The organism is Hyphomicrobiales bacterium, assembly GCA_039973685.1.
Classification (GTDB): Bacteria; Pseudomonadota; Alphaproteobacteria; order Rhizobiales; family JACESI01; genus JACESI01.
Genome location: JBDWKL010000038.1, coordinates 1 through 26,006 on the forward strand (window position 1 = coordinate 1; position 26,006 = coordinate 26,006).

General features: G+C 49.1%; 26 protein-coding genes. 6 read left to right on the forward strand and 20 right to left on the reverse strand.

The features are described 5' to 3' along the window. Positions 1 to 459 (reverse strand): protein translocase subunit SecDF (locus tag ABJO30_10245; GenBank protein MEP3233195.1); only part of this gene is annotated, 459 nt, incomplete at its 3' end. Positions 460 to 497: 38 nt separating this feature from the next. Further along, entirely contained in the window at positions 498 to 830 is a 333-nt protein-coding gene (yajC, locus tag ABJO30_10250; GenBank protein MEP3233196.1) for a preprotein translocase subunit YajC, read from the reverse strand. Positions 831 to 1,126: 296 nt separating this feature from the next. Here yajC and ABJO30_10255 point away from each other — a divergent pair, with 296 nt between their 5' ends. Beyond that, positions 1,127 to 2,014 (forward strand): ATP-binding protein, encoded by an 888-nt coding sequence (locus ABJO30_10255; GenBank protein ID MEP3233197.1) that lies wholly within the window; start codon positions 1,127 to 1,129, stop codon positions 2,012 to 2,014. A gap of 8 nt (positions 2,015 to 2,022) precedes the next feature. Here ABJO30_10255 and ABJO30_10260 read toward each other — a convergent pair whose 3' ends face one another. The 15 genes from ABJO30_10260 to ABJO30_10330 all read right to left on the reverse strand — a co-directional run bounded on the left by ABJO30_10260 (position 2,023) and on the right by ABJO30_10330 (position 18,405). Next, positions 2,023 to 4,119 carry a peptidoglycan DD-metalloendopeptidase family protein gene (locus ABJO30_10260; GenBank protein ID MEP3233198.1) on the reverse strand — a complete coding sequence of 699 codons (2,097 nt, stop codon included), beginning with the start codon at positions 4,117 to 4,119 and terminating at the stop codon, positions 2,023 to 2,025. Between the two features lie 61 nt (positions 4,120 to 4,180). Next, positions 4,181 to 4,855, reverse strand: coding sequence for a protein-L-isoaspartate(D-aspartate) O-methyltransferase (locus ABJO30_10265; protein MEP3233199.1), 675 nt, complete (start codon positions 4,853 to 4,855; stop codon positions 4,181 to 4,183). Further along, positions 4,855 to 5,787, reverse strand: a complete 933-nt coding sequence (locus ABJO30_10270; GenBank protein MEP3233200.1) for a DMT family transporter — start codon at positions 5,785 to 5,787, stop codon at positions 4,855 to 4,857. The genes ABJO30_10265 and ABJO30_10270 overlap by 1 nt, the downstream gene beginning before the upstream one ends. A 2-nt stretch (positions 5,788 to 5,789) precedes the next feature. After that, the gene (surE, locus tag ABJO30_10275; protein ID MEP3233201.1) at positions 5,790 to 6,551 is read right to left on the reverse strand and encodes a 5'/3'-nucleotidase SurE; all 762 of its coding nucleotides are present in this window, start codon (positions 6,549 to 6,551) and stop codon (positions 5,790 to 5,792) included. Between the two features lie 34 nt (positions 6,552 to 6,585). Then, on the reverse strand, positions 6,586 to 7,860 hold the full coding sequence (serS, locus tag ABJO30_10280) for a serine--tRNA ligase (protein MEP3233202.1): 1,275 nt from the start codon (positions 7,858 to 7,860) through the stop codon (positions 6,586 to 6,588). A 46-nt stretch (positions 7,861 to 7,906) separates the two neighbouring features. After that, positions 7,907 to 8,758 carry a twin-arginine translocase subunit TatC gene (gene tatC / locus ABJO30_10285; protein MEP3233203.1) on the reverse strand — a complete coding sequence of 284 codons (852 nt, stop codon included), beginning with the start codon at positions 8,756 to 8,758 and terminating at the stop codon, positions 7,907 to 7,909. A gap of 15 nt (positions 8,759 to 8,773) precedes the next feature. Beyond that, a complete protein-coding gene (gene tatB, locus ABJO30_10290) occupies positions 8,774 to 9,295 on the reverse strand; it encodes a Sec-independent protein translocase protein TatB (GenBank protein MEP3233204.1) in 522 nt (173 codons plus the stop codon). Positions 9,296 to 9,347: 52 nt separating this feature from the next. Further along, positions 9,348 to 9,563, reverse strand: coding sequence for a twin-arginine translocase TatA/TatE family subunit (gene tatA, locus ABJO30_10295; GenBank protein MEP3233205.1), 216 nt, complete (start codon positions 9,561 to 9,563; stop codon positions 9,348 to 9,350). A gap of 111 nt (positions 9,564 to 9,674) precedes the next feature. Continuing rightward, complete coding sequence (locus tag ABJO30_10300) at positions 9,675 to 10,796, reverse strand: ABC transporter ATP-binding protein (protein MEP3233206.1); 1,122 nt, start codon at positions 10,794 to 10,796, stop codon at positions 9,675 to 9,677. 9 nt (positions 10,797 to 10,805) lie between these two features. Continuing rightward, positions 10,806 to 11,585 (reverse strand): SMC-Scp complex subunit ScpB, encoded by a 780-nt coding sequence (scpB, locus tag ABJO30_10305; protein ID MEP3233207.1) that lies wholly within the window; start codon positions 11,583 to 11,585, stop codon positions 10,806 to 10,808. Further along, entirely contained in the window at positions 11,578 to 12,381 is an 804-nt protein-coding gene (locus ABJO30_10310; GenBank protein MEP3233208.1) for a ScpA family protein, read from the reverse strand. The genes scpB and ABJO30_10310 overlap by 8 nt, the downstream gene beginning before the upstream one ends. A 39-nt stretch (positions 12,382 to 12,420) precedes the next feature. Next, entirely contained in the window at positions 12,421 to 13,437 is a 1,017-nt protein-coding gene (gene nagZ, locus ABJO30_10315) for a beta-N-acetylhexosaminidase (GenBank protein MEP3233209.1), read from the reverse strand. A 50-nt stretch (positions 13,438 to 13,487) separates the two neighbouring features. Next, positions 13,488 to 15,269, reverse strand: coding sequence for an SPOR domain-containing protein (locus ABJO30_10320; GenBank protein MEP3233210.1), 1,782 nt, complete (start codon positions 15,267 to 15,269; stop codon positions 13,488 to 13,490). Between the two features lie 60 nt (positions 15,270 to 15,329). Then, entirely contained in the window at positions 15,330 to 17,099 is a 1,770-nt protein-coding gene (gene argS / locus ABJO30_10325) for an arginine--tRNA ligase (protein MEP3233211.1), read from the reverse strand. 64 nt (positions 17,100 to 17,163) lie between these two features. Beyond that, positions 17,164 to 18,405 carry a deoxyguanosinetriphosphate triphosphohydrolase gene (locus ABJO30_10330; protein ID MEP3233212.1) on the reverse strand — a complete coding sequence of 414 codons (1,242 nt, stop codon included), beginning with the start codon at positions 18,403 to 18,405 and terminating at the stop codon, positions 17,164 to 17,166. Between the two features lie 54 nt (positions 18,406 to 18,459). On the opposite strand from ABJO30_10330, the gene ABJO30_10335 reads away from it, so the two are divergent. From ABJO30_10335 to ABJO30_10345, 3 genes are read left to right on the forward strand one after another with little or no spacing between them, the layout of a single operon-like run. Further along, entirely contained in the window at positions 18,460 to 18,798 is a 339-nt protein-coding gene (locus tag ABJO30_10335) for an iron-sulfur cluster assembly accessory protein (GenBank protein ID MEP3233213.1), read from the forward strand. Between the two features lie 12 nt (positions 18,799 to 18,810). Next, positions 18,811 to 19,587: an exodeoxyribonuclease III gene (gene xth / locus ABJO30_10340; GenBank protein MEP3233214.1), complete on the forward strand. Its 777-nt coding sequence runs from the start codon at positions 18,811 to 18,813 to the stop codon at positions 19,585 to 19,587. Between the two features lie 60 nt (positions 19,588 to 19,647). Then, positions 19,648 to 19,980, forward strand: a complete 333-nt coding sequence (locus ABJO30_10345; protein ID MEP3233215.1) for a hypothetical protein — start codon at positions 19,648 to 19,650, stop codon at positions 19,978 to 19,980. A 31-nt stretch (positions 19,981 to 20,011) separates the two neighbouring features. On the opposite strand, the gene ABJO30_10350 is transcribed toward ABJO30_10345, so the two are convergent. Then, positions 20,012 to 20,875: a sel1 repeat family protein gene (locus ABJO30_10350; protein MEP3233216.1), complete on the reverse strand. Its 864-nt coding sequence runs from the start codon at positions 20,873 to 20,875 to the stop codon at positions 20,012 to 20,014. A 16-nt stretch (positions 20,876 to 20,891) separates the two neighbouring features. After that, complete coding sequence (gene ilvD / locus ABJO30_10355) at positions 20,892 to 22,616, reverse strand: dihydroxy-acid dehydratase (protein ID MEP3233217.1); 1,725 nt, start codon at positions 22,614 to 22,616, stop codon at positions 20,892 to 20,894. Positions 22,617 to 23,106: 490 nt separating this feature from the next. On the opposite strand from ilvD, the gene ABJO30_10360 reads away from it, so the two are divergent. Together ABJO30_10360 and ABJO30_10365 are read left to right on the forward strand one after the other, a co-directional pair. Continuing rightward, entirely contained in the window at positions 23,107 to 24,468 is a 1,362-nt protein-coding gene (locus ABJO30_10360) for a DEAD/DEAH box helicase (GenBank protein MEP3233218.1), read from the forward strand. Between the two features lie 169 nt (positions 24,469 to 24,637). Then, a complete protein-coding gene (locus ABJO30_10365; GenBank protein ID MEP3233219.1) occupies positions 24,638 to 25,276 on the forward strand; it encodes a hypothetical protein in 639 nt (212 codons plus the stop codon). A 70-nt stretch (positions 25,277 to 25,346) separates the two neighbouring features. Here ABJO30_10365 and ABJO30_10370 read toward each other — a convergent pair. Continuing rightward, a partial coding sequence (locus tag ABJO30_10370; GenBank protein ID MEP3233220.1) for a DMT family transporter occupies positions 25,347 to 26,006 on the reverse strand: 660 nt, incomplete at its 5' end.

Genomic DNA, 26,006 nt, shown 5'->3' on the forward strand with positions numbered 1-26,006 from the left:
TAAAGAGCCATTATTGCTCATTGCTACTTCTGTGGTCGGCGTACCGGTAAACACATTCGTCAAACTTGGTTGAACAACCGTCTGCAACGCCTCACGAGCACGGGCAGTATCTGCTTCATCAGTTAGACGAAACTGAACAGCACGATCACCAACAACAGCAGCACGTGATGCTTTAATCCGCTCCTCACGTGATCCATCCGCATTGCGGCCACTCAAAGCACGCAAAACATCAGCACGCAGGTTTTGCACCCGCTCTTTAACGAGACCCTCACGCTCAACTTGAATAAGCAAATGAGACCCACCTTGCAGATCAAGCCCCAAAACCATTTGGTCTTGCGGCAAGAAAGAAGGCCAAGCGCTTACTTCTTCCTCACTGAATAGGTTAGGAGCGGCATAGACCACACCCAACAGGACTGTGAGAAGGATAAGCGTGGATTTCCAAACGGAAAAATGGGTCATTTTATAATCTCAAATGAGGGAATTGTATTCGTTCTGCGTTATTCAGCTTTCGCTGGTTCGCCTTTTGCGCGTACTTCGTGGATCATGCCGCGAAATGCTTTGACCTTAACGTCTTTAGCAATTTCGATCTCAATCTCAGCATCATCACTAACCTTAGTCACCTTACCGATAATACCGCCATTCATGACAACATTATCGCCACGACGTACATTGTCGATCATCTCTTGGTGTGCCTTCATGCGTTGACGCTGTGGACGCAGGATAAAGAAATACATAATTCCGAAAATCGCAACAAATGGCAGGAGGCTGAACAAAAGTCCGCCTGGCTCACCGCCGCCGGCTGCTTGGGCAAATGCTGGTGTAATAAACATGATAATTCCTTCATAAATTCCGGTTTAAGGACAGACAGGCCGCACAATACTAAACCAATCGGTCAAAAGTTGCCGGACTATACAATTCCTTTAGTGATTTGCAATTCCTGATCGCACAAATCCAGACCTAAACCTAGCGCTTTTCGCCTGCATAAACCGACAAATCCCAATAAGCCCACAATTAGGTAACAAAACGACAGGATTAAAGTGCCTTTTTCCTTGATCCAAGCAGCGTTACCACGCTACCTCATTTTCACTGTGTAATCCTTCACTTAAGCAATTTGCGGACTGATACAATGGCTGATGATGCAATTCGTGCTCTAAACGACAAACTTGAGGCTTTAACCAGCCTTGTCGCCCAAATGGTGCCTCAAGCCCCGCCAGCCTTTGACCCGACGGTTGCAGACGCCTATTTGTGGCGGGCTGAAGATGGTTTCTTGCAAGCTGTCGACACCATAAACCGCGTACCAATCGATCTACTTGTAGGCATCGAACTTGTACGAGATAAGCTCGTTGAAAACACACGCCAATTCGCAAACGGATATGCGGCCAACAATGTGCTGATGTGGGGCGCACGAGGCATGGGCAAGAGTTCGGTCGTGAAAGCTGCTCACCGTGTCATCAATGATGAAATGCAACAATCAGGTCTCTCTCACGGACTAAAACTCATCGAAATCCACCGCGAAGATATTGATAGCCTGCCGCAACTCATGCGGCTTCTAAAGAACACCAAAGACCGCTTCATCATCTTTTGTGATGATCTTTCCTTTGATGGAGATGACGCCAGCTACAAATCTCTCAAAAGCGCGCTTGATGGTGGCGTTGAAGGCCGCCCTGACAACGTAATTTTTTACGCCACATCCAACCGTCGCCACCTCATTCCTCGCGATATGATGGAAAACGAACGAGCAACGGCAATTAATCCGTCAGAAGCGACAGAAGAAAAGGTTTCGCTTTCCGATCGCTTTGGCCTGTGGCTTGGGTTCCACAAGTGCACGCAAGACGACTATATGGCGATGATTGAGGGCTATGTGGCGCGTTATGAGCTGAAAATAGACGCGGAGCAATTACGACATGAAGCCCTAGAATGGGCAAAAACCCGAGGCAATCGCTCGGGTCGTGTCGCTTGGCAGTATATACAAGATCTGGCCGGAAGAACCGGCCAGACAATTCACTTAGATTAATGCTCTAACTAACCTGCAAGGTGAGCCATCGGATTGACCGGTGTCTTACCGTCGCGGATTTCGAAGTGTAGCTGAGGCGAAGAGACTGAACCAGATTTACCTGATTTAGCAACAACTTGACCTTGACGCACACGCTCACCGCGTTTCACCGTCAGTGCTTTGTTGTGAGCATAAGCTGTCACGAAGCCATTACTGTGGCGCACAAGAACGAGTTGACCATAATCAGCCAAACCATTCGCTGCATAAATTACTTCACCAGCAGCAGCGGCACGAACTGGCGTTCCTTCTGGAACTGCAATGTTAATGCCTGCGTTTTTCTGACCAAAATGCCCAACCACATCACCACGTACTGGCCATTTAAACCCAGAAGACGATGTTGCTGTCGGATTTTTAGTAGAAGCCGTTGTGATTGGATCAACCGCAGGTGCTACCTTTTGGGTAGGCGCTACAGTTTGAGCCGAAGCAATACGGCGCACAGGATTAACTTTCGGTTGCCCAGTTGTTGATCCACGCGCAACTGTTTTTGCAGCCGCATAGTTTGGACGCGAACGAGGCACAGCAGCAACACGATTAGTCGGAGAAACAACCGCAGGAAGTGGCTGTGACGGTACAAAACCGGTTACTGATTTATCCAATCGCGGCAAAGCAGCAACGCTTTGCTTAGCACTAACGTTCGAAGCAGCCTGCTTTGAACCTGGAATACTCAAGACTTGACCAACTCGAATGACGTTTCCATCACTGATGCCATTCGCCGCTTTGATTGAAGCAACGCTTGTCCCGTGAAGACGACCAATCTTAGACAATGTATCGCCAGATTGAACTTTATGGGCACCAAACGATTGACCGTTCGTGGCCACCTTCGGAGCAAGCGATCTTGCTGGCGCTATTGAAGCAGTCGTAGTCGGGTCAACTGATGAACGCACTGTTTGAGGACGCAATGTTCCGCTGGATGCATTTGCAACGCGTTTGTTTGCATCTGGCGCAGAAACGCCGACATTTGGAGCGTATACATAGGTTGGTATCAAAATTTTCTGACCAACCCGCACTGTGCTTGGATTAGTGATACCATTTGAACTCGCAATCGCGTCAACTGGCACACCATAGCGACGTGACAAAGAATAAAGCGTCTCACCAGATTTCAAAGCGACATAAGTACCACCAGCGTTTGACCAACCGTTGTTGGATTTTTGCGATTGTGCGCTAGCCGGAACACTTGCTGTCACCTGTCTATCAATTTGTGTCGGTTGACTGCGGATTACCTGCGCAGTTGGCGACGATGTGACAGATGAACGAATGACCTTTGGTTCAGTGAATCTAGAAATTGAACTGGTCGAAAGACGATCAACATCAGCTGTATAAACCCCTTGCGGAGGCGTATAGGCCTTTGGACCTGACCCGTTAAGTGTCGAAGACAACTTAGGCGCTGGGCTTTGTGTTGGAATTGGCGAATATTTACGCGTCCAATCTGTACCCACCTCAAAAGATTGCTGAGGCGCACCGAAACCAGTTGACGGTTGCACTTGGGCAGCAGCCAATTGATTATTTAACGGAACACCTTGCCCAATTTGCGGACCAGCTTCGGGGTCATTGATTGCTTGCGCTTGTGCCAAGGTCAAACGACCGCCGTTACTAGGCGTAGACGCTAAAATCGACGATTGAGGCAACTGCTGAACTGGCGGCAAAGACTGACGCGCAATCGAGCTTGGTTGCTGCGTCAATGTTGGCCGAGATGGGAAACTTGGAAACTGCTGACCAAGAACGGCTTGCTGCGGTTGAGTATTCAACTGCTGTGGAATACCAGCAGCAGAAATTACACCGCTACCCAAGTTTTTCGCATTGAATGTATCTTGCTGCGAAAATTGCGGCTGAAGAACATCCAACCGTTGGGGAACATTTTGCCGAACACGGGAGGCAACAGAGGCGACTTGTGTCGCTCCTCCAAACTGACTTGCCAACTGAGGCTGCTGCGGCACCGAGGCCGTAAACAGTGGATCAGTAAAGCGAGCCGCCCCTTCACTACAACCGGCAGCGGCTGCTGAAACAAGGGTCAGACATGCAACATTTCTAAGAAATTTGGCGCGGGGGCCTTTAAAGCGAGTACTCATAACACAACTCAGTTCGCAATTTTTACTGAGGGCATTAGAAAGCAGTAACCTAAAAAAACTCTTAAAGTCTGTAAGCAGTACCCGAAATTATTGGGAGATAACGGACAGTTGCCAATTTTTTGGTCTCAAAACCCTGCTCAACCTTCACGTGTAGGGTTAATTCGCATGTTGCTTTTGATTGAAGAATTGGGGCAATTAATCGTCCACCCATCTTAAGTTGATCCGATAAAATTGACGGAACGGAACTTATTCCTGCGTTTATAACAATGCTATCAAAATTATCTTGTTCGGGCCAACCCAGCATTCCATCGGCAAAACGCATAACGATATTACCAATGCGCATGGTTGCAATTCGCCTCTCAAAATCATCAACCAAGGTTCTAAACCGCTCTATCGTATAAAGACGGCGACAAAGGCTCGCCAGCAATGCGGATTGATAACCAGAGCCCGTTCCAATTTCCAAAATTTTGTGATTGGTCTCTAAATTCAATTCTTGAATGATGGTTGAAACGATTGAAGGCGCACTCTGCAATTGACCGCAAGGAATAGGTGCCGCGCTATTAGGCTTCAGTGTGGCTCTCACATAACCAGGATTGAGAAACGAGCGTCTTGGAAATTTTTCAAAAAGTCGCATCATGTCAGGGTCCATAATCCCCTGCTCCCTGATCGCTAAAATCAATGCCATCATTTCTTCAGCGTGTTGATTTCCATCAGATGCGGAATAAGTTGAATTCATTACGCTAGACGTTCCTTCTTCAAAGCTTTGCGCTTTATTAGATCAGTGGGAAAGGTTGCGAGAATAACACCTCCCAAAATAGTCAAAATTCCAATCATATGAAATTGCTCAAAACTTTCGCCCAAAAGCAACACCGCAAGACCTACACCGTAAACTGGCAGCAAATACATGAAAATGCCAGCGATCGCAGGGCCTGCGACACGAACAGAATGTTGATAAGCCAAAAACGCGGCAATTGATGAGCTAAAGACAATCCCAGCAATACCAAACCAAATTGTCGGCTCACTCGGCAAACTTGCAACATAGGTCAATTCAAACGCTGCAAATGGCGCGAGCGTTAAAGCACCCATCAAACTGAACACGCACAAAAGCATGAGGCTGGGCAATCCGGTCAATTGATCCGATTTAAACATCACCGAATACACCGCCCATGCAATAGCGGCCGCAACCATGGCGATATCACCAATGTTGAAATTAAACGCATAGGCGTTTTCAACATCACCGCGCATCAAAATCACCAATACCCCGAATGAAGCAATCAATATGCCAAGCCCCTCACGAAATGAAATACGACGGCCACGATAGATTGCTTCAAACAGCACAATCAAAACTGGTGAGGACAGATAGATCAAAATGGCATTGGTTCCAGATGTTTTTGTCAGTGCGAAATAAACAATCGCCCCGCAAATCCACATGCCCAAGAACCCCATCACACCGAACATGGAAAAGAGAGAAGCCAAACGCCCTTTGTGGCGCCAAAGTGATTTCGCGGCGAAAGGAAACAAAATCAAAAATACAACACCCCAGCGCACAAACGCCAAAGTCCACGGCTCAACGCCTGTAATAATCGCCTTGCCAAACAACATATTCGACGCAAAGAACAAGGGCGCTAACGGTAATGCTGCATAGGTTATGAATTTTGACACAGCCATTGTTATGATTGTTTCCAGTCTTTCGACAACGCTGCTAGCGCAGAACGGTCCGTATAATCAGGCCGCATTGGTGTGATGGTCGTATACCCCTCACGTAGTGCTGCAATATCACTATCGCCTTTTGACGTGATGTCGCCCGCTTGGAAAGTCAGCCAATAATAAGAGTGTCCCCGCCCGTCTCGTCTATGCTCGCCAGATAACTCATGATCAAGCGACCCTTGCGGCACCAGCTTTTCACCCTGCACTTGATCAGCGGGACGGTCTGGAAAATTCACATTAATGAAAGTTGAGGGATCAAACCCAATATCTAAAGTGCGATTAATAATGGAAGGCGCATGTTTTAGCGGCGTATCCCAATAGGCAATGCGTTCACCGCTCCAATCAACCCGCAAAGACAAAGCAAAAGAGCGAATGCCTAAAATCGATCCTTCCATAGCACCTGCAGCCGTGCCGGAGTACGTGACGTCGTTGGCAGCGTTCTGCCCATGATTGACGCCCGACAAGATCAAATCAGGAGGCGACGGCATAAACTCCTTCACACCCATAATTACACAATCAGTCGGTGTACCAGTGATGGCGAAGTCACGCTCACCATGTTTAGTAAAGCGCAAAGGATGTGACAGAGTGATAGAATGCGAGAGGCCGCTTTGGTCTGTTGCAGGCGCTACAGCCCACACATCATCTGACAACTCAGCCGCAATCTTGCGCAGGACCTCAAAGCCCGGCGCATGAAAGCCGTCATCATTGACTAGAAGTATGCGCATGCGCCCTACCCGCTTAACTGGTTGGTGATTGAGTTTAAGAGATAACGCTTAGACCACCCATATAAGGTTGCAAAACCTCAGGAACGTTGATGCTGCCATCTTCGTTTTGATAATTTTCCAAAACCGCAATCAGTGTGCGACCAACCGCAAGGCCAGAACCGTTGAGCGTGTGGCAATAAGTTGGCTTCTTCTCACCCTCAACACGGTAACGTGCATTCATGCGACGGGCTTGGAAGTCTCCACACACAGAACAAGACGAAATCTCACGGTAGGCATCTTGCCCCGGCAACCACACTTCAATGTCGTATGTCTTACGCGCACCAAAGCCCATATCACCAGAACAAAGCGTCATGACACGGTAATGAATATCAAGGCGCTTCAACACTTCTTCCGCACACCCAAGCATACGCTCAAGTTCGGCTTCTGATTCCTCAACCTTCGTAATCGACACCATTTCCACTTTCGGGAACTGGTGAACCCGCAACATGCCGCGCGTATCACGGCCAGCAGAACCTGCCTCGGAACGGAAGCATGGTGTGAAGGCTGTCATGCGCAAAGGAAGGTTCTTCTCTTCCAAAATGCTATCACGCACCAAATTCGTCAGCGGCACTTCAGCTGTTGGGATCAGCCAGCGGCCATCGGTTGTTTTGAAGCTATCTTCCGCAAACTTCGGCAATTGCCCCGTGCCATACATAACATCATCACGCACCAACAAAGGTGGCGACACTTCCGTATAACCATTTTCACCTGTGTGGAGATCAAGCATAAATTGCGCAAGCGCACGTTCAAGACGCGCTAATTTGCCTTTCAAGATCACAAACCGTGAACCAGCAAGCTTAGCTGCCATTTCAAAGTCCATAATCTCAAGCGCTTCACCAAGCTCGTAATGCTCTTTAGGTGCAAAACCGAGAGATGGTTTGTCACCAACCGTGCGGTAGACAATATTATCATCTTCGCTCAGGCCAACAGGCACATCATCAAGCGGCACATTTGGAATGGCTGAAAGTTCAGTCTCAAGCGCTTCATTCAGTTCGCGCTCAACCTCTTCGCCAGATTGAATGAAAGCTTTAATCTCAGCAACTTCAGCAATTGCTTTTTGAGCGGCGTCTTCATCGCCGTTGGCTTTCGCCTTGCCAATTTCCTTGGAGGCTGAATTACGGCGCTCCTGACTTTCTTGCAATTTGGTCAAATGAGCACGACGCTTATCGTCGAGCTCAATTAGTTTTGCAGAAAGCGGCTCAGCACCACGCTTCTTTAGCGCTGCGTCAAGAGCCTCAGGATTTTCGCGAATCCACTTGATATCAAGCATAGTTCAACTGCCTAGTCGTCGCGGCAATGATCGAATGCGATTGGAATTAGGTTTTGTCGATGTCTTGGTTGTCTTGTGTTTCCACAAGGTCGGTACCTGGTTCATCGTCATCAGCCAAATTCGCCATCACGTTGCGCTCGCGTTGCCGTTCCACGAAGCGCACACAGAAGATAGATACTTCGTAGAGAACGAGCGTTGGAAGTGCAAGGCTGATCTGACTGATTGGATCAGGAGGTGTTAAAATTGCCGCCGCACCAAAAGCTAAAACGATTGCGTATTTACGTTTCGCCGAAAGACCTTCAGACGACACCACATTAATGCGGGCCAAAAGCGTCATAACAACAGGCAGTTGGAAAACCGTACCAAAGGCGAAAATCAACGTCATGATGAGACTTAGGTATTCCGACACTTTGGGAACGTTGGTAATGGTCGCCGTTGTGCCGGTTCCTGTTTGCTCCAGTGACAAGAAGAAAGCAATCGCAAGCGGCATAACCACAAAGTAGACAAGACTAGCACCGATAATGAAGAGAATCGGTGTTGCAATTAGGAATGGATAAAACGCCGAGCGTTCATGTCGGTATAAACCGGGTGCCATGAACATATATATTTGGCTGGCAATCACAGGAAATGCAATGAAGATCGCACCAAAGAAGCCAATCTTCATCTGCGTAAAGAACAACTCTTGAAGCGCTGTATACTGGAACAAGGCTTCATCATCGCCACGTGCCACAATGTATGGCCATGTAAGAATGTCGAAAATCTCATTTGAGAAAATGAAACACACCACGAAAGCAATACCAATCGCAACAACCGCTTTGAGCAAGCGCGAACGTAGTTCGGTCAAATGCTCAATTAAAGGTGCTTTGGAATCGTCGAGGTTTTGATCCTGAGTTGTCATCGTTACTTATATTCCTCAGGACACTTCACTGGCGGGCTTTTTTGCAGCCTTCGCACGTGATGCTGTTTTCTTTGCAGCTGGTTTTGCAGCCGTTGATTTCGCCGCAGGCTTTTTAGCTGTAGTTTTCTTTGCAGCGGGTTTCTTGGCCGCAGGTTTTTTAGCTGCTGGTTTCTTGGCCGCAGGCTTTGCTTTGGCAGGAGGTGGTCCCGCATCAATAGCTTCACCTTGAACCTCAGACGCCAGCGCCTCGCCTTCCGCTATATAGTCTTCATCCGGCTCATCAAAAGCACGGGCTGAATCCATATAGTTATCAATGCTGCCTTTGACATCATCGAGCGGATTGAGATTTTTGAGGTCAGCCAAATCAGCTTCTTTAATCGCCTCATTCATCTGACCTTGGAAATCACGCGCCATATTGCGCAGCTGGCCAACATACTTGGCTCCAGAGCGCAATAACCCTGGCAGGTCTTTGGGACCCACCACGATGATCGCAACAACCGCGACCACCAAAATTTCCTGCATACCAATATCAAACATAGTCGTCCAAATGCTTGCGCGCTCAACAAAGCGCAGCCTTTATGTTGAAAGCTTAGCTAGCTTTCGTTTGATCTTTGGTTTCTTCAGAAACAGTTTCTGTCGTTGTATGATCAATCGCTTTTTCAGGATCTTCTTTAAGACCCTTCTTGAAGCTATTGATGCCTTTAGCAACATCGCCCATCATTTCTGAGATTTTGCCGCGTCCAAAAAGAAGCACGACCAATAGAGCCACAATGATAATCTGCCAAGGACCGATTGAACCAAACATATTTTTCTCCCTTTGCGCTTATGAGCGCCTTTTGTCCCCAATTGCAAAATTACCGCATAATTGGGTTTGTCTATTTAGTTGATAGCGCTGAACAGGTGCTCCCCGCAATCACTAATTGTCCGTCTTGGTAAATATAAGCACAGATGCGGGATCGACAACAAATGAAACTAAGTTCGACTTAAGTCGTTGTCTCGCTGGTATTTTAAGCCGCAATGGATCTCGGTTTCCGTCAACAAGTACGGAAATCAGCCGTTTATCACCTGCAAACCGCTCATTCAGCACGCGCCCGTGGGCTAATCCATCCTGCTCATTAACATCTTTCACTTCTACACCTTCAACACGCACAAAAATGTCAACGGGAGTGCCATTCGGGTATCCAGGGGCTGCAAATGTGCCAAGCGGGGTGGTTACATTGCCGCCATCCACCTTGGCAGAAAACGAATTTAACCCACCGAAGAAGCCTGCGACATAGCCATTTTTAGGCCTAAAATAGAGGTCTTCGGCAGTTCCAACTTGCTCAATTTTGCCATGCCGCATCAAAGCAACGCGGTCACCGAGGTATAAAGCTTCTTCAGGATCATGGGTAACGATGATGCTAGTTGCAGAACTTTCACGCAAAACTGACAGCGTTTCATCACGTACTTCTTCGCGCAAAACTGTATCAAGACCGGAAAACGGTTCATCAAACAGTAAAATCTGCGGTCGTGGCGCGACAGCCCGCGCAAGCGCGACACGCTGTTGTTGCCCACCAGATAAGGTATGTGGATATGCATCAGCATAATCCGTCAATTGCACACGGTGAAGCGCACGGCGGGCTTCAACATCTCTCTCCCGCTCGCTTAGATTAGCCAACCCAAACATGATGTTTTCTAAAATCGTCAAATGCGGGAACAAGGCGTAGTCTTGAAATACCAAGCCAACGCGCCGCCGCTCTGGTGGTACGAAGTGCTTATCGCCGCACACTTCATGGTCATTGATTTTAACGCAACCGCTAGACAGCGTCTCAATTCCGGCAGCAATCCGCAATAATGTGGTCTTGCCGCAACCAGATTCGCCAAGCAAACACATGGTTTCACCCGGATTGACCTCCAAAGAGACATCACTCAGGGCCGTCACCTGCTCAAACTGACGCGAAACATTCTCAAAAGAAATGCTCGCACCAAAGGAAGCACCAGCCACACCCCGTGGACTGTCGGTAAATTCAGAATTATCTTTAGATAACAAGCGAGCCATAGGCTGCTTCTACGCCTTTTCGTCCTCTGCAATCAAGTCCGCCATCATGAGAAGATCGTCATCATCTTCCAACGGGTCTTCATCATCTTGCAAAGCGTCTTCATCATTTGGCAGCGGAATTTGGAAATTTGACGGCATGGCACTGTCGAGCAAGCCTGCACCTTTGATTTCATCGAGGCCCGGTAGGTCTTGCACACCATCCAGCATGAAATGATCAAGAAAGGCAGCGGTAGAGCCATAAGTCACCGGACGACCCGGCGCACGACGGCGGCCACGCATTCTGATCCATCCTGTTTCCATCAACACATCAAGCGTGCCTTTACTGATCGAAACACCGCGCACTTCTTCAATTTCTGCACGCGTTACGGGTTGGTGATAGGCGATAATAGCTAGAGTTTCTAAGGCAGCACGAGAGAGCTTGCGTGTTTCCGTTGCCTCGCGCTGCAACAAGAATGAAAGATCATCAGCCGTTCGGAAAGCCCAACCACCAGCAACCTGAACCAAAGACACCCCTCGCCCTTTAAATTGGCGCTGAAGTTCATTTAAAAGAGCCGCGACATCGGTCCCATCTGGCAATCGGTTTTGAATGGCAATCGACGTAATCGGTTCGGCTGAGGCAAATACAATGGCTTCAACAATCCGCAAATTATGGCGCTGATCATCTGACAAAGGCTCCTCATCAGCCGCTTGAAACGGAATAACCACGCCACTTTCGCTCTGCTGCCCGTTCTCTTGCTGGGCTGCTGCGTCGCCAGTTTCATTGCCGTCAGTTTCATTGTCATCAGACATTTTGCTCATCCTTTTTCTTCTCGCCAGCACGCATATAAATTGGCTCAAAAGCGCCAGATTGGCGAATTTCAAGGTGTCCTTCACGGACCAATTCTAAGCTTGCAGAGAAACTTGAGGCCATGGCGGTAGTACGCTGTTCGGGGTCCACCAGATATTCGAATAGAAATTTATCAAGCCGCGCCCATTCTTCGCTCACACCGACAAGGCGTTGCAAGGCTTCGCGCGCTTCTTGCAAGGACCAAACTGTGCGCTTTGTCATTTGTACGGTCGAAACAGATTGGCGCTGGCGCTGCATCGCATAAGCTGTCAGCAGATCATAAAGCGTAGCCGAAAATTCTGATTTTTTGACGACATGGACAGGTTCAGGGTCGCCACGGGCAAAAACTTCACGACCTAGCCTGTTGCGGTTCATCAAGGATGTTGCTGCTTTACGCATAGCCTCCAGCCGCTTAAGCCGAAACGCCAACATTTGCGCCAAGTCTTCTGCATTTTCCTCTTCTTCTGCCTCTGGTTCTGGCAACAAGAGCTTAGATTTCAAAAACGCCAGCCAAGCGGCCATAACAAGGTAATCAGCCGCCAATTCAAGGCGCATATCTCGCAATTTGTCGATAAAGGAAAGATATTGCTCTGCCAGCTTCAAAATCGAAATTTTGGCGAGATCTACTTTTTGGGTACGGGCAAGCGATAAGAGCAAATCAAGCGGGCCCTCAAAGCCATCAACATCAACAACCAATGGCTCGCCATTCGCGTTGATGCGCTTATCATCTTCTTCCCAAATGCTTACATTGTCAGACATAACCGGCCCACATAACCATGTGCCCGATGATGTGTCAGCTTAAAGGGTGGAAACGATGGCTTCCAATTCGCTCAAACCGGCCTTCGCGTCAAAACTTGATGGTTTTTTGCGCCATGCAAGGGCTTTGTCCCCGCGTATTGCCGCTTTTCCTTCAAGTTCCGGCGTGTTAACCGCCACTTGCTGCATCTCATCGAACTTACCGTTACAATGAAGCACAAAATCGCAGCCTCCTGCAAAGCAAGCCGCCGTTCTGTCGCTGATTTCCCCATGAAGTGCGTTCATTGACACGTCATCGGACATTAAAAGCCCGTCAAACCCTATAAAATCGCGAATTATTTCCGAAATAACGCTCGGTGACGTTGAACAAGGGGCAGACGCATCCAGCGCCTCATAGACAACATGAGCCGTCATTGCCATTGGCAGATGAGCCAAAGCCTTAAACGGGGCAAAATCGATGGTTTCAAGGTCGTGGCGCGAGGCATCCACGCGTGGAAGCTCCAAATGACTGTCAACACCAGCACGACCATGGCCCGGTATGTGCTTAATCACGGGCAAAACACCGCCATCCACCAAGGCATCAGCAGCAAGCCCACCAAGATGGGAAATAATGCGCGGGTCACGGCCATAAGCCCTGTCGCCAATCACATCATGGGCACCGGGAACCGGCACATCCAAAACGGGCAGACAATCAGCATCAACCCCGATTTCAATCAAATCATGAGCAATCAAGCGGGCTGCCAAGTAGACTGCCCGTTCGCCAACTGCTTCATCCTTAGCATAAAGATCTGCGAAGGTTTGTCCTGTCGGGTATTTCGGCCAAATAGGTGGTTGTAACCGTTGAACACGGCCACCTTCTTGATCAATAAAAATCGGCGCTTGCGGAGCGTTAGCAGCCTCTCTGAGTGCAGCACAAAGATCAGAAATTTGCGCCTTGCTCTCACAATTGCGCTTGAACAGAATAAAGCCCCATGGGCGTTCATTCGCGAAAAACTGCTTCTCGTCAGCGCTGAGTGTTAACCCAGCACAACCCGCGATAAAGGCTTTTTGTTGCGCCATATTACCCCTTAGATCAAATATTTAAATTGAAAAACTATTGGCTCGTAACTTTACTGACGACGAACGATACAATCGCCACCTTGCGATTTCACGCGCTCACATACGGAATTAGCCGCACTTCGTGCAAATGGCCCAACGCGTACACGGTGATAAACGCCACGATCACCAAGATCAGCCCGCTGCACATTCAACGAATAGTTCGCTAGAACCGAATAACGCTGTTGCAATCGACGGAAGTTCGTTCTTGCGGCTTCATCAGAGCGCTGTGCTGAAAGCTGAACCACATAGTCACCAGAATTCGCAGCAGGCGTGCTTGACGTTGCTGCAGGTGCCCGAGTTGTCGGGGTTAGTTGTGTTGGCTGAGCCTGTGCAGCGGTAGAACGGTTGCGGATGTTATTGGCGCGAGGAATTGGCGGCAATGCTGCAACTTGTACAGTTTCTTGCGATGTTGCAGGTGCCTCAGCGCTTGCATTTTCTGCATCGGACGACAAAGCCTCTGTGCTTACAGCGCGTGGCGTAAGTTCTTCACCTGCTGATGCAACTTCTTGCCCTGCCGCATTTGCAACAGTTTCAGAGGCATCAACAAGAGACGTCTCAGACGGTGATGAAGCAGCAGCAGTATCGTCAGCTTCTGGGCGGACCAATGTGCCATCTGGGCGAACAATCACAGTTTTAACAGTTCTAGGACCACTTGGCGGCACAGTCGCGCTGACATCTCTAATGCGAGAATTCGGTGAAATCACGCGCGGACGGTCGCTATCTCCAACTTCAGGCTCTTCACTGCGCACAACAAGGCGGCTTTCTTGAGTCTGGTCTTTTTCTTCGCCATCTAGCGTATTGTAAACGGTGCTGTCTTGGTTTGGAATTTTGCGCCCACCTGGATCATCAGGTTTAACACGTACAGGTTGATTGTCAGCAGCAACAACAACAGGGTCGTCGGAACCACCACCAAATGCGCCGATAAAATAAGCCCCTGCTCCGCCAACCAGTGCCACAAGCAAGACCGCCGCAATGGCAAGCATGCCTTTGCCGTTTGATTTGTTGTCGTTTTCATAGTCAGCAACAAATTCGTCTTCAGCTGTTTCAAACTGGATATTATCAAGCGGATCAACATCACCCGTTGGTAAGGCCGACGGAATAACGCTAGCATCAAAACCTGGGGCCTCTAAAGCTGCAACCATTGGATCTACAGCCGGAGCGCTTGGGGCATCTGTTGCAAAATCAGCACTTGGCGTTGGCACATCAACAGATGGGAAACCGGACGCCGCTGCGGCAGAAATTTCTGCTTCAAAGCTCTCAAAATTGATTTGGGGTTCTATTTCGGGCGCATCAACCGCAACTTCTTGAACTGGTTCCGGTACGGCCGCCTCAGGTAAAGCTGCTTCAACTGCAGCCTCAACTGGCGCTTCAGAAACAAAACCCTCTAGGTTCAATGCTTCATCGAGAGCACTGGATATTTTTTCATCAATGTCGGCAACGTCAGGAGCTACGGGTGCTTCAACCTGTGGTTCAGCAACAACCGGCGCTTCGCTTTCATAAAGCTCGCTCACAAGTTCTGCTTCTAACTGAGCGCCAAGCTCTGCGTCAAAATCTAATGTTGAGGCATTGGATACATTAAGGGCTTCTGTTGCAGGTGCCGTGAGACCCATCTCACTATCCGCACCTTGCGCGACAGAGGGCTCAAACGACGGATCACCCATAGCTTCGCCTGTGGCATCATCTGACACATTTCCAAAAACACTGCCAGCGCTAACAAGCTTTGCCAATTCAGCTAACGGATCACTTTCCGCGAGCGGCGCTGTTGTTTTTGTATCCCCTGACGATTTTGACATCGAGTACCTTCTTCCCCAAAGGTTATCGGTGTCTAGGCTGTATATTACAGCCCCCGTAACCTAACGCATTTCATTCGGCGCAGAAACACCGATAATCGATAAACCCGCTGCGATCACATCACTTACTGCTGCAACCATCGCGAGCCGTGCACAGGTCAATTGTCGGTCTTTATCATTAATAAAGCGTAATTCTGGACGATCCTTACCGATATTCCAATGACTATGGAAGGAACTGGCGAGTTCAAACAGATAAAAAGCCAACCTATGGGGCTCTTTTGCCTCTACCGACGTCTCTAAAATCCTCGGAAATGCGGCCATTTTTTGAATAAGCGCAATTTCGCTTTGATCGACAAGCTTGTCAATCACGTCTTGAGACACATTTCGCCAGTCACTTTCCGTCAAATCGGTACGTTCTGCCGCCATCTTAAACACAGAATGTGTTCTTGCATGGGCATATTGCACATAAAAAACAGGGTTATCCTTCGATTGCTCGGTCACTTTGGCAAAATCGAAATCAAGCGGCGCATCGTTTTTGCGGTATAACATCATGAAACGAACCGCATCAGCACCCACTTCATCCACCACATCGCGCAACGTGATGAGATTGCCCGTCCGCTTACCCATTTTCACTGGTTCACCATCGCGCAACAAGCGAACGAGTTGGCAAAGCAGCACTTTCAGTTCGGCTTTATCACCCGCAATGGCATTTGCAACAGCGCCTAAGCGCTTCACATAGCCACCATGGTCCGCGCCCAAGATGAAGAGCATTTCTTCAAAACCGCGTTCAAATTTATCACGGAAATAAGCGACGTCAGCGGCAAAATAGGTATACGCGCCATCCGATTTCTTAAGTGGACGGTCAATGTCGTCACCAAAATCAGTTGCGCGCAGCAAGGTCTGTGGCCGATCTTCCCAATCTTCAGGTAATTGCCCTTTTGGTGGTGGCAAAGTGCCTTCATAGACCAGACCGCGCTCTGTGAGCTTGTTGAGCGTGTCATCAATCCGGTTTTCTGCATCGCCCACCTTCTTGTGCAGTGAACGTTCAGAGAAGAACACATCATGGCGCACATTCAAAAGGGCCAAATCAGCGCGGATCAAGTCCATCATTGCGTCGATTGCCGTATCAGAAATGATTGAAAGGCGCTCATCTTCCGGCATCGCCTTAAGCGTTTCGCCGTATTCAGCCGCCAATTCAGCAGCAACTGGTTTCAGATATTCACCAGGATAAAGTCCTTCTGGGATCTCACCAATGTCTTCGCCCAAGACTTCGCAATATCTGAGATAGACAGACTTTGCCAAAACGCCGATCTGACCGCCTGCATCATTGGTGTAATATTCTTTGGTGACCTTATGGCCTGCGAAGGACAAGAGGTTCGCAATCGCATCCCCCACAACCGCACCGCGACAATGGCCTACATGCATTGGGCCTGTTGGGTTTGCAGAGACATACTCAACATTCACTTTAAGCGGTTTAGCAACATAGTTGGCGCCATAGGACTTGCCTGCATCCAATATCGCGCCCAAATGCTTGGTCCAAAACGCCGCATGAAGCCGGATATTGATAAAACCCGGTCCGGCAATTTCTACTGCTGCAATGTCAGTATCTGCTTCAAGGCCTTGTTTGATTTGTTCAGCAAAATCACGCGGCTTCAGGCCCAAACCTTTTGCCAGCACCATCGCAACATTGCTGGCCAAATCACCGTGAGAAGCATCACGCGGCGGCTCTACGACAACGCGAGAGAAATCAACAGCAGCCCAATCAACGCCATCAAGATTAAGCGCTTTAGTGGCTTCAACGACCCGATCGGTGAACAGGCTAAAAATATTCATGTGTGGCTATGCTTTCGAAGAAATTGGCAAGGGATGGCAGGTGGGGCTTAATGCCTGCACGCGCCTAGCGCAAATCTGGTGTAACGTCAAATAATCGGCGATGCTCTTGCACGGCAAAACGGTCAGTCATACCGGCCACATAATCACACACCTGCCGCGCGCGGGCGATTTCATCGTCGCCTGTTTTCGCAATATCATTGGCCCAATCATTCGACATTTCATTCGGGCGTTCAAAATACAGCTCAAACAGATCAGCAACCATAAGTTCAGCATTGATGCGAACCCGCAATAATTCAGGCGTATGATACATGCGGTTAAACAAAAACCTTTTTATTCCCCGCTCGGCATTGCCCATGGCTGTGGAAAATCCGACCAAAGTTTCACCAAACTGCCGAACATCATCAACTGATTTTAAGCCAGAGTTTTCTATGTTTTTGGTCGCTGTATGGATAACATCCTCAATCATACGCGTGATTAAGCGACGAATGAGCTCATGCGTTGTGCGCGTTCGATCAAGGTTCGGATAACGCTTTCGAACGTCAACCAATATCTCTCCAGCAAGAGGAACATCACTTAGATCACCTAATTGGAACACACCACCACGCAAAGCGTCATCGATATCGTGTGCATTGTAAGCAATATCATCAGCAATCGCAGCGGCTTGGGCTTCAAGGCTCGCGTGACCATCAAGTTTGAGGTCGTGGCGCGTATTATATTTGGCGATACCATCAGGAATGCCATTTTCCTCATAGCGCTTTGTTGGTTTCCCCTCACTATTGAGCAAAGGGCCATTGTGCTTCACGATGCCTTCTAGCGTTTCCCATGAAAGGTTCAGCCCATCAAATTCGGCGTACCGGCGTTCTAATTCCGTCACCAAGCGGAGCGTTTGAGCATTATGTTCAAAGCCACCATACGGCGACATCATATGATCTAACCCATCTTCCCCCGCATGGCCGAAAGGAGTGTGCCCCAAATCATGAGCTAACGCCAAAGCTTCTGCCAAATCCTCATCAAGGCGCAAAGCGCGGGCAATAGCGCGAGCAATTTGTGCCACTTCGATGGTGTGGGTAAGCCGTGTTCTGAAATGATCACCTTCGTGATAGATAAACACCTGCGTCTTATGCTTAAGCCGCCGAAATGCCGTGGAATGGACAATGCGGTCACGATCACGCTGAAAATCCGTACGTGTAGGGCTACTCGGTTCCGCCACCAACCGCCCTTTGGTTTCGGCAGGATTGCAGGCAGCCAAAGCGCGCCCTTCCCCTCCAAAACCTATTTTGCTTGTTATCGATGTTTGACAGGCCATCGTTCAATGCCTAACTATCATTTAAATTAGATTGTCCATCATAGAGAGATTCTTATGACAGAACCATCATCTTCTATCACGTTAAGTGAGAGCGCTGCGAAGCGTATCAGCAAAATTTTAAGCTCAGAAGCCGATGGAACAGCCTTGCGTATAAGCGTTGAAGGTGGCGGTTGTTCAGGGTTTTCATATAAATACGACCTCGACACATCAGAACAAGAAGGCGACCTCGTTTTAAAACGGGAAGAAGCCGTGGTTTACATCGACGATGTTTCCCAGCCTTTCTTAGAAGGATCAGAGATTGATTTCGTTGATGATGTGATAGGCCAAAGCTTTCAAATCAAAAACCCGAATGCCACAGCCGCCTGCGGTTGCGGCACCAGCTTCTCTATTTAGAAGTCCCATTTCATGAAAATTGCGACTTGGAACATCAACGGCATTAAAGCCCGTATTGAAACTGTTGAAGCGTGGCTGAAAGAAGCTGACCCTGATATTGCCTGTTTTCAGGAAATCAAAAGCGTTGATGAAAATTTCCCCCGTGAGCGGCTAGAAGCACTCGGCTACAACGTCGAAACCCACGGCCAAAAAGGCTTCAACGGCGTTGCAATCCTCTCTAAGCTTCCCTTTGAAGAAGTAAACCGCCGCCTCCCTGGTGATGAAAGCGACGAACAAGCTCGCTTCATTGAAGGTGTCTTTTCAACAGACAATGGCCCTTTACGCGTTGGCTGCCTCTATCTACCAAACGGCAATCCTGTCGACACAGAGAAATACCCTTACAAACTTGCATGGATGAAGCGCTTAGAAGACTGGGCAATCGACCGCATGGCGCTCGAAGAACCGTTCATCTTGGCAGGTGATTATAACGTGATCCCAGAGCCGATTGATTGCCACAACCCAAAAGCATGGGAAGGCGACGCGCTCTATCGGCCTGAGACGAACGAAGCCTACAATCGACTGTTGAACTTAGGTTTCACCGAAGCGATTCGCTCTGTGACAGATGAAGAAGCCTACACATTCTGGGATTATCAAGCAGGCGCTTGGAATAAGAACAACGGCATCCGAATTGATCACCTCTTGCTGTCACCAGAAGCCGCCTTACACCTGAAAGATGCGGCGATAGACAAGCATACCCGTGGATGGGAAAAGCCTTCAGACCATGTGCCTGTGTGGATTACTTACGGTTAGAATTTTGCCAAATCACTGACTAGTGTTACCCTTCATAGCAACCAGACAGAGGAACTTGCTATGCGGTATAAGGCTTTGTTGAATTTTCTACCCTTGATATCGGGCGTTGCAATAGCGGTGTCATCAATCCCCACCACCGCAGAAGCTGCCGCGAAATGTCATTGTCGCAGTTCGGTTGGGGAGCGCATTCAGGTTGGCAATTTTACCTGCATCAAGACCAATGAAGGCCTGAAAGAAGCGCGTTGTGAGTATGTGTTGAACAATACGTCGTGGAAATTTACCGGCAAAGGTTGCCCGTTCACTCATTATCAGCCGAACAAATCCGCTCAGCCTTATAGTACGGCGACGATTGATTTTAAGAAGTTAGGCTTAAAGCATAATCCGCTTCAATAGGCATAAGCACAAGCTTAAGCGCTAAACAGAATTAGCACGTCAGCACGTTTCCGCACTTTCTTTGCATCCATTTTTCCGCGCGAATGCGGGCTTCGCTGCGCTCTTCGGCGCTTGCCAGTGAGAATGCGCGTTCGTGAAGATCAAACACCTGCGCGTGGCGTGCCACATGAGCCCGTTCGCGGGCAATTGTCAGCCATGTTAGACCAGCAACCTTATCGCGACGCACACCTTTTTCGCCTTCAAATAGGCGATAACCGAAACGAGCTTGTGCGTTAATTTCACCATTGACTGCAGACCGCTTAAGCCAACGTCCTGCTTGCACTTGCGAACAACGATCCGTCAATTCGCTGTCACACATTTGAAACAGAGAATACTGCGCTCTAGGGTCGCCATAAGAAGTGGCTGCTGTCATAAACATGGACCATGCCAGATCAGAATTGCGCGACACATAGGTGTCTGGAATGCCTTTGCGGTAGTACGATCCGAGCGATACCAAAGCATGGGCCGTGAACGGCGCCTTATCCGAATAAGGCGTCCGCTGGCCTTGTGTACGCACCAAACGTGAGAACATTTCAAACGCACGTAGGTGATTGCCTTCGCCTTTAGCGACAACAGAATAATGGCGGCCCAATTGCCACATAGCAATCTCGTCGCCTTCTTCTGCTGCAAACTCGAGGGCTTTTACAGAAGCAGAATCAACCTTCTCGGCATCAAACGACAAATTCTCATCTGTGCCAGAATCGAGATCATGGAATTGGAACGGGCTATCGTTGTCGACCGATGACTGAGCGAGTGCTGGTTCTGACACCAGTGCAGTCGCCACCATCGCCCCAACCACCGCAAGAGCGGTGAAGCTAGTTCCAAAACCTTTAATATACTCGCGATTGATACGCATATTCTGCCTGCTACCTCTATATGTCGGCGTAAACTTTTACTTCGTCTTTGCCACCTGGGTGTGTCACCGCACCATGTTGCGCTGGACCAACCGTTTGGGCGTATTTCCAAAGAGCACCAGAACCAAACTGTGTGACCTTCGGCGCCCAATCTTTGCGGCGTTCTTCTAACTCTACATCAGAAAGTTGAACATTTAGTGTTCCTTCTATGGCGTCAATTTCAATAATGTCGCCATTTTTTAACAATCCGATAGGACCACCCACCTGAGCTTCCGGCCCAACATGGCCAATACAGAAGCCGCGTGTCGCGCCTGAGAAGCGGCCATCAGTAATGAGCGCAACTTTGTCGCCCATGCCCTGCCCGTAAAGTGCGGCGGTTGTTGCAAGCATTTCACGCATGCCCGGACCACCTTTTGGACCTTCAAAACGAATAACGAAAACATCGCCTTCGCTGTAGGCACGTTTATTCACTGCTTCGAATGCTTCTTCCTCAGTGTCAAAACAAAGCGCTGGGCCTGTGAACTTGAGGTTCTCCATGCCAGCAACCTTAACGATCGCACCTTCTGGCGCGAGGTTGCCTTTAAGGCCGACAACACCACCTGTTTCGGTGATCGGCGTTCTTGCAGAATAGACCACGTCTTGATCGTCGTTCCACTCAACGCTTTCCATGTTCTCAGCAATTGTGCGGCCTGTAACCGTCATGCAATCACCGTGCATGAAGCCAGCATCAAGCAAAGTTTTGATGAGTAACGGAATGCCGCCAACTTCAAACATGTCTTTCGCCACATATTTCCCACCAGGCTTAAGGTCAGCAATGTAAGGCGTGCGCTTAAAGACTTCGGCAACATCAAACAGATCGAAATCAATACCGATCTCATTGGCAATAGCAGGCAAATGAAGCGCTGCATTGGTTGAACCACCGGAAGCTGCCACAACTGTTGCAGCGTTTTCGAGAGATTTGCGGGTCACGATATCGCGCGGACGGATATTGCGGTGGATGAGTTCCATCACCTGCTCACCAGCAGCCACGCAGAATTTATCGCGGAATTCATAAGGAGCTGGCGCGCCAGCAGAATAAGGCAATGCCAAGCCAATTGCTTCTGACACGGTTGCCATTGTGTTGGCTGTAAACTGCGCACCACAAGCACCAGCAGATGGGCAAGCTGATTGTTCAAGCTCGGTTAGGTCTGCATCAGACATATCACCCACAGAGTGGCGACCAACCGCTTCAAACACATCTTGAACGGTCACTTCTTTACCTTTGAAACGGCCCGGCAAAATTGAACCGCCATAAAGGAACACAGACGGCACGTTCAAGCGAACCATTGCCATCATCATGCCCGGTAGAGATTTATCACAGCCTGCTAGACCAACCAGCGCATCATAACAGTGACCGCGCATGGTGAGTTCAACCGAATCGGCAATTACATCACGAGATACCAAAGAAGACTTCATGCCCTCGTGGCCCATCGCAATACCGTCTGTCACGGTGATAGTCGTAAATTCGCGCGGTGTGCCATTGGCACTTGCCACACCATGCTTCACGGCTTGCGCCTGACGCATGAGAGAAATATTACACGGAGCCGCCTCATTCCAACAACTTGCAACACCAACGAATGGCTGATTAATCTGCTCTGACGTCATGCCCATTGCGTAATAATACGAACGGTGCGGCGCACGGCGCGGGCCGACCGACACATGGCGTGATGGCAAATTTCTTTTATCGTTGATTTTGATGTCCATTGGTTTCTCCGACAACCCTGCACAAAGTGCGGGCTTCTTGCTTGAATTCTATGCAACCTGAAATGTGCCGAAAACGAGGCAGGATACCAGTCCTATCCGCACGATTGATCACAATGAGCAACACCTGTTGCAGATGCGTCACATAATGGCGAGGTTTGAGAGGCAAACAATGGTCTGGATTGGACCGAACGCCCTCACCCAGCCGCGATCATACAAATTCATTACGCTAACTATCTGCTCAACAGAAATGCTCGATTAGAAATGAATTGTTGTTTTCTTAGTCTATTCCTTATAAGCCTGCATCAACAGCCGCGTGTAGATGATTACGTCAGCGGCACCATGTTCTCGACTTAAAATGACAACTCCCAGTCTAGAACAGCCAAAAATGGCCCAGAAACTTAGGTAGTTAATCTACACAAACTCCCCAATTTGAAAAACCAAACGCACTTGGCGTATCGCCTTGCTATGCGCATGGTTATGAAGAGAAATTTTGATTACATTCAACGAACTAGGCTTATCAGAGCCAATCCTTAAAGCAGTATCAGCTGAAGGATATACCAATCCGACCCCCATCCAAGCAAAAGCGATCCCTGCGCTCTTGAAGGGTCAAGACATCATTGGCATTGCGCAAACAGGAACAGGCAAAACGGCCTCCTTCGTGTTGCCGCTGCTCCATGACATTGTCGAACAAAAACGCAAACGCGCACCAAAAATGTGCTCCGCGCTGATCTTGTCACCCACCCGCGAGCTAGCCTCCCAAATCGTCGACAACATCAACAGCTATGCCAAATTCACAGACATAACCGTGACACTTGTTGTGGGCGGCGTTAGGCCGAAACAGCAAATCAAGGCGCTGACTGCAGGGGTTGATATTGTGGTGGCGACACCTGGTCGCTTGCTTGATCACATCAACGCGGGCGTCGTCATTATGACCAAGGCTAATTCTCTTGTGATTGATGAAGCAGACCAAATGCTGGACCTTGGCTTCCTGCCAGACATCAGACGGATCGTTGGCAAACTGCCGACAAAACGACAGACCGCCCTTTTGTCAGCAACCATGCCGATGCAAATTAAGAAGCTTGCGAAAGACCTTCTCAATAAGCCCGTCGAAATCTCAGTCGCGGCAGTCTCCAAGCCAATCGAGCGTATTGAGCAGAGTGTGCGCCATGTTGAGAAAGGCGATAAACGCCGTGTCTTGGCGGAAATTCTGTCTCAGCCAGAAGTAAAGCGCACCGTCGTCTTCAGCCGCACGAAACACGGCGCGGACCGTATCAGCAAAAACCTTGCAACAGCCAAGATCAAGGCGGCGGCGATCCACGGCAACAAGTCACAAAACCAGCGCGACCGCGTGATGAACGAATTCCGCACAGGCGAAATTGCTGTTCTGGTTGCAACAGACGTTGCAGCGCGCGGTATCGACATTGACGGCATCACCCATGTCATAAACTTCGACCTGCCCAACCTGCCAGAATCCTACGTTCACCGCATCGGACGAACTGCACGTGCGGGCAAAAGCGGCGTTGCGATCTCCTTCTGCGATACGAGCGAACGCGGCTACCTCAAAGACATCGAAAAGCTCATCGGCAACAGACTGCCTGTTGAGGGCGAAGCCCCTGCTGAAACCACAGGAAGCGAACAACCAAGCACCCCCAAAGCAAACAACAAACCCGCCAAACGCAACGGCCCTTCCCGCAACCGAAACAACAAAAACAAATCAGCAAATGGTGGCGGGAATAAAGGCGGAGAGCAGAGAAAATCAGGCCCGAAGAAATCAGGGCCCGGCCAAGCAAATAGTGGCCGCAAGCGCTGGCATTCCAACAAGCGGAAGTCCAACGCGTCGTCTGCCGCTTGAGTGTGGGTGGTTAGACTAACTGCATGATTGAGCGCCATCAGCAACTTCGGTTGCTGGCGGCTATGTTGTGGGGTAATTTGAGATTGAAGAATTCAATAACATACGATTCCTCACCTCATATATCGGCCCAGCCTGTATGAAATAGGTTTTGAACTAGGTGCTCAACAACATGTTCTCAGCATTTTTTACACGCACAATAACTCGCATGGTCGCGTATATTACATTTCTCGCCATCGTATTTCTTGCGTTTTGGCCCTTCGTTTTCACAGCAACGCGTAGTACCGGAACATCCATAGAGAAAATTTATTTCTCGTTCGCATATGATCATGCATTTGGTCATGTGGCGGGCTTCGAAACATTAAAAGTTTTCCAAACATCTCCTAGAAGTAGTTTCCGAAAATACCCAGCATCGGGCCACCCTCATCAGCTTGATGAAAAACAACCAACCATCTCCGCAGCAACCAGAAAAAACAAACGTAACCGCAAAATTCGATACCTCGAAAAACGATTGCGTTTCTCAAAAATCGAATATGAAAAAAGCAATGGAGTAACAGGCATTACATTTGCCCTTAAAAACGTACAATTAAATGAATTTTGGAGAGACCCTTCGAAGGCTGCTAACTATAATATTGATGATGTTTTAGAATTATATATTCACCCTGACGATGATCGAATTGTATCCCACGCGCCGACCTTCATCGATTATGTCAATGGGATCGTATGGCTTGGATCAATTCTCGGCATAATTCTCCTTATGCGTAACTTGAGAAACCGAGGGAAACGCAAACGTACGGCTGAAATGGCGTAGTGACATAAAGGTAAAACTTTCACCCGCCCATATTCCTTTTAAAATATCGTCGATGGTTCTTTCGCCCCCCCTACTTCACCGCCTCCACCTGCTTACTGCGCCATAAAATAAACAGGCCAGACAGCACGATCAGCCCCGAACCAATCACCATTGAAAGCGTTAGCTGCTCGCCGAAAACCGCGATGCCCAAGGCGATGCCGAATATGAGCCGCGTGTATCTGAACGGGGTGACGGCGGAGACTTCGCCCGTGCGCATAGCGATCATCAAGCAGGCGTAGGAACCGACGCCGAACAGAACGGCGCCAAGCAGAAACAACGAAACCTCAGCGCTCGGCCATACAAAGGCTGCAGGTTCCCATGCCAAGAACAATACGCCAGCAACAGCGATTGCTAAGAAGCCATAAAGGCCAAGGATTGATGTGCTGAGTGATGCGGGTGCGGCGCGGCTGGCGAGGTCACGGCCTGCGAACCCAAGCACGCCGATAACGGCCAAGATCGACAGCGCTGAGAAGCTATCCGTTCCAGGCTGAATAATGATGAGAACCCCGACCAACCCGATGAAAATCGCCGTCCACCTGCGCCAACCAACCTTTTCGCCAAAAACCAAGGCAGCACCAATCACCACAACAAGCGGTGTCGCCTGCATGATCACGGTGGCAGCAGATAAAGGGATCAGCGAAATGGCCAGCGTATAAAACAACCGCGCCGTAATCTCGAAAAACACACGAAT

Bases quoted from the DNA above. Each gene is read 5' to 3' on its own strand.
- serS (MEP3233202.1), bottom strand. From the start codon at position 7,860: ATGCTTGATATCAAGTGGATTCGCGAAAATCCTGAGGCTCTTGACGCA.
- ABJO30_10310 (MEP3233208.1), bottom strand. From the start codon at position 12,381: ATGTCTGACAATGTAAGCATTTGGGAAGAAGATGATAAGCGCATCAAC.
- ABJO30_10320 (MEP3233210.1), bottom strand. From the start codon at position 15,269: ATGTCAAAATCGTCAGGGGATACAAAAACAACAGCGCCGCTCGCGGAA.
- xth (MEP3233214.1), top strand. From the start codon at position 18,811: ATGAAAATTGCGACTTGGAACATCAACGGCATTAAAGCCCGTATTGAA.
- ABJO30_10300 (MEP3233206.1), bottom strand. From the start codon at position 10,796: ATGGCTCGCTTGTTATCTAAAGATAATTCTGAATTTACCGACAGTCCA.
- surE (MEP3233201.1), bottom strand. From the start codon at position 6,551: ATGCGCATACTTCTAGTCAATGATGACGGCTTTCATGCGCCGGGCTTT.
- tatA (MEP3233205.1), bottom strand. From the start codon at position 9,563: ATGTTTGGTTCAATCGGTCCTTGGCAGATTATCATTGTGGCTCTATTG.
- argS (MEP3233211.1), bottom strand. From the start codon at position 17,099: ATGAATATTTTTAGCCTGTTCACCGATCGGGTCGTTGAAGCCACTAAA.
- yajC (MEP3233196.1), bottom strand. From the start codon at position 830: ATGTTTATTACACCAGCATTTGCCCAAGCAGCCGGCGGCGGTGAGCCA.
- tatC (MEP3233203.1), bottom strand. From the start codon at position 8,758: ATGACAACTCAGGATCAAAACCTCGACGATTCCAAAGCACCTTTAATT.
- ABJO30_10260 (MEP3233198.1), bottom strand. From the start codon at position 4,119: ATGAGTACTCGCTTTAAAGGCCCCCGCGCCAAATTTCTTAGAAATGTT.
- ABJO30_10270 (MEP3233200.1), bottom strand. From the start codon at position 5,787: ATGGCTGTGTCAAAATTCATAACCTATGCAGCATTACCGTTAGCGCCC.
- ABJO30_10265 (MEP3233199.1), bottom strand. From the start codon at position 4,855: ATGAATTCAACTTATTCCGCATCTGATGGAAATCAACACGCTGAAGAA.
- ABJO30_10335 (MEP3233213.1), top strand. From the start codon at position 18,460: ATGACAGAACCATCATCTTCTATCACGTTAAGTGAGAGCGCTGCGAAG.
- ABJO30_10365 (MEP3233219.1), top strand. From the start codon at position 24,638: ATGTTCTCAGCATTTTTTACACGCACAATAACTCGCATGGTCGCGTAT.
- ABJO30_10350 (MEP3233216.1), bottom strand. From the start codon at position 20,875: ATGCGTATCAATCGCGAGTATATTAAAGGTTTTGGAACTAGCTTCACC.
- ilvD (MEP3233217.1), bottom strand. From the start codon at position 22,616: ATGGACATCAAAATCAACGATAAAAGAAATTTGCCATCACGCCATGTG.
- tatB (MEP3233204.1), bottom strand. From the start codon at position 9,295: ATGTTTGATATTGGTATGCAGGAAATTTTGGTGGTCGCGGTTGTTGCG.
- scpB (MEP3233207.1), bottom strand. From the start codon at position 11,585: ATGTCTGATGACAATGAAACTGACGGCAATGAAACTGGCGACGCAGCA.
- ABJO30_10345 (MEP3233215.1), top strand. From the start codon at position 19,648: ATGCGGTATAAGGCTTTGTTGAATTTTCTACCCTTGATATCGGGCGTT.
- ABJO30_10255 (MEP3233197.1), top strand. From the start codon at position 1,127: ATGGCTGATGATGCAATTCGTGCTCTAAACGACAAACTTGAGGCTTTA.
- nagZ (MEP3233209.1), bottom strand. From the start codon at position 13,437: ATGGCGCAACAAAAAGCCTTTATCGCGGGTTGTGCTGGGTTAACACTC.
- ABJO30_10330 (MEP3233212.1), bottom strand. From the start codon at position 18,405: ATGGCCTGTCAAACATCGATAACAAGCAAAATAGGTTTTGGAGGGGAA.